At 65.8% G+C, this 5,779-nt stretch carries 6 protein-coding genes and 1 pseudogene; 4 read left to right on the forward strand and 3 right to left on the reverse strand.

Going from position 1 to position 5,779, the window contains the following annotated elements; all coding sequences use genetic code 11:
* The 4 genes and pseudogenes from C4301_RS00220 to hisH form a co-directional block, all read left to right on the forward strand.
* Positions 1 to 392: pseudogene (locus tag C4301_RS00220) on the forward strand (thiamine-phosphate kinase); the annotation flags it as partial.
* A 13-nt stretch (positions 393 to 405) separates the two neighbouring features.
* Positions 406 to 1,446 carry a pyridoxal phosphate-dependent aminotransferase gene (locus tag C4301_RS00225; RefSeq protein WP_352413113.1) on the forward strand — a complete coding sequence of 347 codons (1,041 nt, stop codon included), beginning with the start codon at positions 406 to 408 and terminating at the stop codon, positions 1,444 to 1,446.
* Complete coding sequence (hisB, locus tag C4301_RS00230; protein WP_352413114.1) at positions 1,439 to 2,023, forward strand: imidazoleglycerol-phosphate dehydratase HisB; 585 nt, start codon at positions 1,439 to 1,441, stop codon at positions 2,021 to 2,023. Before C4301_RS00225 ends, hisB begins: the two co-directional genes overlap by 8 nt.
* The gene (gene hisH / locus C4301_RS00235; protein ID WP_352413115.1) at positions 2,020 to 2,616 is read left to right on the forward strand and encodes an imidazole glycerol phosphate synthase subunit HisH; all 597 of its coding nucleotides are present in this window, start codon (positions 2,020 to 2,022) and stop codon (positions 2,614 to 2,616) included. The genes hisB and hisH overlap by 4 nt, the downstream gene beginning before the upstream one ends.
* Here the strand turns inward: hisH and C4301_RS00240 are convergent.
* The 3 genes from C4301_RS00240 to C4301_RS00250 all read right to left on the reverse strand — a co-directional run.
* Positions 2,581 to 3,507 (reverse strand): carbohydrate kinase family protein, encoded by a 927-nt coding sequence (locus C4301_RS00240; RefSeq protein ID WP_352413116.1) that lies wholly within the window; start codon positions 3,505 to 3,507, stop codon positions 2,581 to 2,583. The two genes, hisH and C4301_RS00240, sit on opposite strands and share 36 nt — an antisense overlap.
* A 109-nt stretch (positions 3,508 to 3,616) precedes the next feature.
* Positions 3,617 to 4,750: a phenylacetate--CoA ligase family protein gene (locus C4301_RS00245; RefSeq protein ID WP_352413117.1), complete on the reverse strand. Its 1,134-nt coding sequence runs from the start codon at positions 4,748 to 4,750 to the stop codon at positions 3,617 to 3,619.
* 19 nt (positions 4,751 to 4,769) lie between these two features.
* Positions 4,770 to 5,779, reverse strand: a 1,010-nt coding sequence (locus tag C4301_RS00250; RefSeq protein WP_352413118.1) for a 5-(carboxyamino)imidazole ribonucleotide synthase, incomplete at its 5' end; no start/stop codon positions are given.

Consider the following 5,779-nt stretch of genomic DNA (forward strand, 5'->3'; position numbering starts at 1 on the left):
CGCGGGCGAGGCTCGAGCTGCTCGCTTTGGCCAGGCTTTTGAAGGGAAGTGCGGATAGCTCGGACGGCCTGGCGGAGACCTTGTGGCAGCTTTCCGAGGGGCTCGGCCTGGGGGTGGAGCTGGAAGCCTTGCCCTTGTTCCCGGAGGTTTTGGCCTATGCCAAACGCGTGGCCTTTCCAGAAGGCCAAGAGGAGAAGGCGCTCTCCTTGGTTCTTTACGGTGGGGAGGAGTTTGAGGCCGTCCTTGTGGTTTCAAAGGAGAACGCGGGCCGCCTCGAGACCAAGGCCCGGCGCCTTGGCCTTCCCCTCTTCCGGGCGGGGTGGCTGACCGAGGGGGGAGGCGTGCGATTCAAACGGGTGGAGGTGGAGCGGCGGGGGTACGCCCACTTTTGAGTACAATGCCCCTATGACGGCCTTCAAGCCCCACCTCATGGGGCTTTCCCGGTATCCTTACACCCCCCTCGAGGCCCGGGTCAAACTGGACCAGAACGAGAGCCCCTTTGACCTTCCGGAGGCGCTGAAGCGCCAGGCCCTGGAGCGGATGGGACGGGTGGCCTGGAACCGTTACCCCTCCTTGGATGCGCGGGAGGTGCGCCAGGCCCTGGCCCGGCGCTGGGACTGGCCTCCCGAGGGGGTGGTGGTGGCCCCGGGGTCCAACCTTCTCATCCAGGCCCTGGTCCAGGCCGCCCGCCGCGTCTTGGACACCCTTCCCTCCTTTCCCCACTACGCCCATGCGGCCAGGCTGGCCGGAACGCCCTACCGGGCGGTCCTCCTAAGGCCGGAAGGGGAGGGTTTTGCCCTGGACCTCGAGGCCCTCCTCCTCCAGTTCACCGAAGGGGTCCTCTTCCTGGCCAACCCCCACGCCCCCACGGGGAGCCTATTTCCCCAGGAGGCGGTCTTGGCCCTGGCCGAGAGGGCTCAGGAGGTGGGGGGGCTTCTCGTGGTGGACGAGGCCTACCGGGAGTTCGCAGGGGTGGACCACCGGGCTCTGGCCCAGAAGAACCCGCATGTAGCGCTTTTGCGCACGTTTTCCAAGGCCTGGTCCTTAGGGGGGGTGCGGGCGGGGTATCTTATGGCCAGTCCGGAGGTGGCGGGGGTGATCCAGAACCTCCTCCCCCCTTTTGCCCTGCCCGTCCACACTACGGCGCTTCTCCTTTGTGTCCTCGAGGCCCCAGGCTACGTGGAGGAGGTGGTGCAGTACGTAAAAAGAGAGCGAGAAAGCCTTTACGAAGCCCTGAAGGCCCACCCCACCTGGAGGCCTTTAAGGAGCCACACCAACTTCCTCCTGGTCAGGACCCCGGATGCGCAAGAGGCCTTTCATAAGCTCCTCGCCCATGGGGTCCTGGTGCGCCGGCAGGACCACTACCCCCTCCTTTCTGGGGCCTTACGGGTAACGGTGGGAAGGGCGGAGGAGAACCGGGCTTTTCTGGAGGCGGCGTATGCGTGAGGCCCGGGTGGAACGGGCCACGCGGGAGACATGGGTCCGGCTTAGGCTTGGTCTGGACGGGCCTTCCGGGGGGAAGGTGGAGACGGGCCTGCCCTTTTTGGACCATATGCTCTTCCAGCTCCAGACCCACGGCCGATTCCTCCTCGAGGTGGAGGCCAAGGGGGATCTGGAGGTGGACGTCCACCACCTGGTGGAGGATGTGGGGATCGCCTTGGGCCTGGCCCTGAAGGAGGCCCTGGGCGAGGGGGTGGGCCTCGAGCGGTACGGCCACGCCTACGCCCCCATGGACGAGACCCTGGTCCTTTGCGCCTTGGACCTTTCGGGTAGGCCTCACCTGGAGTTCCGCCCCGAGGAGTGGCCGGTGGAGGGCCATGCGGGGGGGGTGAACCACTACCACCTGCGGGAGTTCCTCCGGGGCCTGGTGAGCCACGCCCAGATCACCCTCCACCTTCGGCTCCTTTCGGGCCGGGAGGCGCACCACGTGATCGAGGCCAGCTTCAAGGCCTTGGCCCGGGCGCTTTACCAGGCCACCCGGATCACCCGGGAGGACCTGCCCTCGAGCAAGGGGAGGCTATGAAGGCCCTCCTCATCGACTACGGTTCGGGGAATCTCAGGAGCGCGGCCAAAGCCCTGGAGGCCGCAGGGTTTTCCGTCGCCGTCTCCAAGGACCCCCGTGCGGCCCGGGGGGCGGATCTTTTGGTCCTTCCGGGCCAGGGGCATTTCGGCCAGGTGATGCGGGCCTTCCGCGCCTCAGGGTTTTTGGAGGAGGTCCTTGGCCACCTGGAGCGGGGCCTGCCTTTTCTGGGCATCTGCGTGGGGATGCAGATCCTTTACCAGGCCTCGGAGGAGGCTTTGGACGAAGGGGGTCTTGGCCTGTTTGAAGGAAGGGTTCTTCGCTTCCAAAAGGGGCGGGTTCCCCAGATGGGCTGGAACCGGGTCTGGTTCGAGGGGGCCTTCGAGGAGCTTTCCGGAGCCTTTTTTTACTACGCCAACTCCTACTACGGTCCCCTCACTCCTTACAGCCTGGGGAAGAGCGAGTACGAGGGAACGGTCTATACCGCCCTCCTCGCCCGGGAAAACCTCCTCGCCCCCCAGTTCCACCCGGAAAAAAGCGGCCGGGCGGGGCTGGCCTTTTTACGCCTGGTGCTTCGCCACTTCCAAGTCCTTTAGGCGGATGAGCCTTCCTTGGGCACCCACCTCGGTGGTGGCCAGGGCACCGGCTTTGTTCGCCATCCGGGCTGCTTCCACCGGGGTTTTGCCCGAAAGGACCGCATGGGCAAAGGCGGCGGTGTAGGCGTCCCCTGCCCCGGTGGAGTCCACCGCCTCCTCCACCGGGTAGGGTTCCACGAGCTCCTCCCCTTCCGGCGTGACCACGATGGACCCCATGGCCCCCACCTTGATGGCCAGATGGGTGAAGCCCTCCTTCCGCAGGGCCTCCACCCCTTGGGACAGGGAGGGGGTCCTGGTGAGGGCAAGGAGCTCCCCTTGGTTCATAAGGAGCCAGTCCACCCCCCGAAGGGGCTTCAAAAGCTCCTGGCCCGCCGCCTGAACCGCCCCACTGCCCAGGTCGGCAAAGATTTTGAGGCTCCGCTTTCGTGCCGCCTCCAGGGCCTCTACGGCGTAGGCCCGCTGGGGCCCCCCCACCAGGGCGTAGGCCGAGAGGACCAGGGCATCCACCTGGTCCAGGTACCGGGGCTTGAACCCCGCAGGGTCCAGGTACCGGCTGGCCCCTTCCGAACTCACCATGGCCCGCTTCCCCCCCGGGACGAGGAAGAGCAAAACGGTGGAGGTGGGGTGCTCCGGGTCCACCTGGAGGTGGCTCAGGTCCACCCCCGTGGCCTCGAGGGTGGCCAGGGCGATGGGCCGGAAGGCATCCTCCCCCACGCGGCCCGCCAAATAGACCCGGTGCCCCAGGCTGGCGAGCTGGGCGGCCAGGGTTCCCCCGGCCCCCCCGGGCTTCATTAAGGCCCGGCGGGCGGGGATCTCCTCCCCAGGTTCGGGAATCCGGTCCAGAAAATAAAGCAGGTCCACCGATACATCGCCTAGGACAAAGAAGCGCATTCACTCCCCCCTTCGGTTTTGCCCTCACTATACCGCAAGGGCAGGCTTCCCTTTAGGGGGAGTATACCGGTCCTTTATGAGAAAGTTATAACAAGCTTACGCGAAGGCCTCAGAACCGGTGGTCCAAAAGAAGGGGGCCGGAAAGGCCTGGTTCCGCCAACACCTCGTCCACCTTGAGCCCAGTCGCCCTCTGGATGGCCTCGAGGAGCCCCTCGGGCACACGGTCGGCCTTGATCTTAAGGACCAGCTTATCCGTTCCCCCCTCCTTCTTTTCCACCACCACCTGGAAGCCCCTGGCCTCCAGGCCGAACCCTGCCAGGAGGGGGGCGAGCTCCGTGGGGTAGAGCTTCACCCCTTTGACCTTGACCATGGTGTCTGTCCGGCCGAAGACACCGCGGGGAAGGACGAGGCGGCCATTTCTCCGCTCGGCCACCGCCAGGTCCCCGGTGCGGAAGCGGAGCATGGGCATGAGGGTGCGGCTTAAAGCGGTGACCACGAGCTCCCCCTTCTCCCCTTCCAAAGGCCTTAGGGTTTCCGGGTCCAGGACCTCTAGGATGGCCATCTCCGGGATCTCCCAAAGCCCGTCCTTCGCCAAGGTCTCCCCGGCCACGATGCCGAGCTCGCTCGTCCCATAGGCATCCAGGGCCACACCCCCCAGGAGGGCCTCGAGCCTTTCCCGGTACCCCGGCACCGAGGTGAAGGGCTCTCCCCCCGCCAAAAGGAGGCTGAACCGCCCCCCCAGCTGAGCGATGCGCAGGGCGAAGGAAGGATTGGTCACCAGGACGTCAAACCGGTACTTTTCCTGAAGTTCCACGATCCTTTCCGCCTCCCCAGGCCCGTGGGGAAGGACCAGGTTCCCCGCCTCCCAAAGGGCCTGATGAAAGAGCCACCCCCCGGCGAAGACGTGGTAGCTGAAGGCCACCAGGACCTTTTTCCCCACGAGGCCAAGCCTTTGGTACATCCGGGCCAGGGCCGCCTTCTGGTAGGCCAGGTCCTCCTGGGAGAGGTACTCGGGCATCCAGCCCAGAAGGGGGCTCGGGGTGAGGTGCATCAGGCTCGCCCCCGGGGGAGGGAGGGGGTTGGCCTTTAGATAGGCCAGCCACTCCTCCCGGGTGGTCGGGGGAAGATGGGGGAGGTCCTTGAGGGTGATGCGCTCAGGGTCCAGATCCTTAAGCTTCTCCCGGTAGACGGGGTGGGCCTTGGCCCGTCGGAGGATCTCTTTAAACCGAGCTTCCCGGTCCATTGCGCCTCCTTTGCCGGAATTATACAAGGCCTTCCAGCGCCTTGAGCCCCTCCTCCCGCTCTGCCTCGCTTTGGGCAAGGAGGGTGATGTGCCCCACCTTCCGCCCCGGCTCGACCTCCTTCCCGTACCAGTGGAAGTGGGCCCCCGGAACCTTGAGGACCCGGGCGAAGTCGGGCCTTTTTCCGATGAGGTTCAGCATGGCGCTGTACCCTCTGGGCCTAGTGCTGCCCAGGGGAAGGCCCAGGATGGCCCGGAGGTGGTTTTCAAACTGGCTGGTCTCCGCCCCTTCGATCGTCCAGTGGCCCGAGTTGTGGACCCGGGGGGCCATCTCGTTGAAAAGCAGCTCCCCCTTCACCTGGAAGAACTCCACCGTTAGGACCCCCACGTAGTCCAAGGCCAAAAGGGCCTGCTCGAGGTAGGCCTCGGCCTTGGCCTGGAGGCCAGGGGGCGTGGGGGCGGGGGCGAGGCTTTGGCGGAGGATCCCTCCTTGGTGGCGGTTTTCCACCAGGGGATAGAAGGCCAGGCCTCCGTCCTTACCCCGCACGGCGATCAGGGAGACCTCCCGGTCAAAGGGGACAAGGGCCTCCAGGATCAGCCCTTTCCCGCCCAGGGCAAAAAGGGCCTCCTCCGCTTCCTTCTCCGTGCGGACAAGGGCCTGCCCCTTGCCGTCGTATCCGCCCCGGCGGGTCTTTAAAAAGGCGGGGAGGCCCACCCTGGCCAGGCCCGCCCGTAGGTCCTCGAGGCCTTCCACAGGGTGAAAGGCCGGGGTGGGCACGCCTAGGCTCTGGAAGAACCGCTTTTCCAAAAGGCGATCCTGGGCGATCTCCAGCGCCTTAAGAGGGGGGTGGATGGGTAGGCCCTTTAGGGCCTGGACCGGCTCTACGGGTACGTTTTCGAACTCATAGGTCAAAAGGTCAAGCCCCTCGGCGAAGCGCAAAAGGGCTTCCTCCTGGTACCTTCCCACGAAAAGCGGCCCCACCTGGCCTGCGCAGGCCGTGTCCGAAGGGTCAAAGAAGCGGAAGGAAAGCC

Source organism: Thermus sp. (genome assembly GCF_040290245.1).
Lineage (GTDB): Bacteria > Deinococcota > Deinococci > Deinococcales > Thermaceae > Thermus_A.

What these genes read in the sequence shown, in the direction of transcription:
- C4301_RS00225 (WP_352413113.1), top strand. Translation starts at nt 406, where the DNA reads ATGACGGCCTTCAAGCCCCACCTCATGGGGCTTTCCCGGTATCCTTAC.
- hisB (WP_352413114.1), top strand. Translation starts at nt 1,439, where the DNA reads ATGCGTGAGGCCCGGGTGGAACGGGCCACGCGGGAGACATGGGTCCGG.
- hisH (WP_352413115.1), top strand. Translation starts at nt 2,020, where the DNA reads ATGAAGGCCCTCCTCATCGACTACGGTTCGGGGAATCTCAGGAGCGCG.
- C4301_RS00240 (WP_352413116.1), bottom strand. Translation starts at nt 3,507, where the DNA reads ATGCGCTTCTTTGTCCTAGGCGATGTATCGGTGGACCTGCTTTATTTT.
- C4301_RS00245 (WP_352413117.1), bottom strand. Translation starts at nt 4,750, where the DNA reads ATGGACCGGGAAGCTCGGTTTAAAGAGATCCTCCGACGGGCCAAGGCC.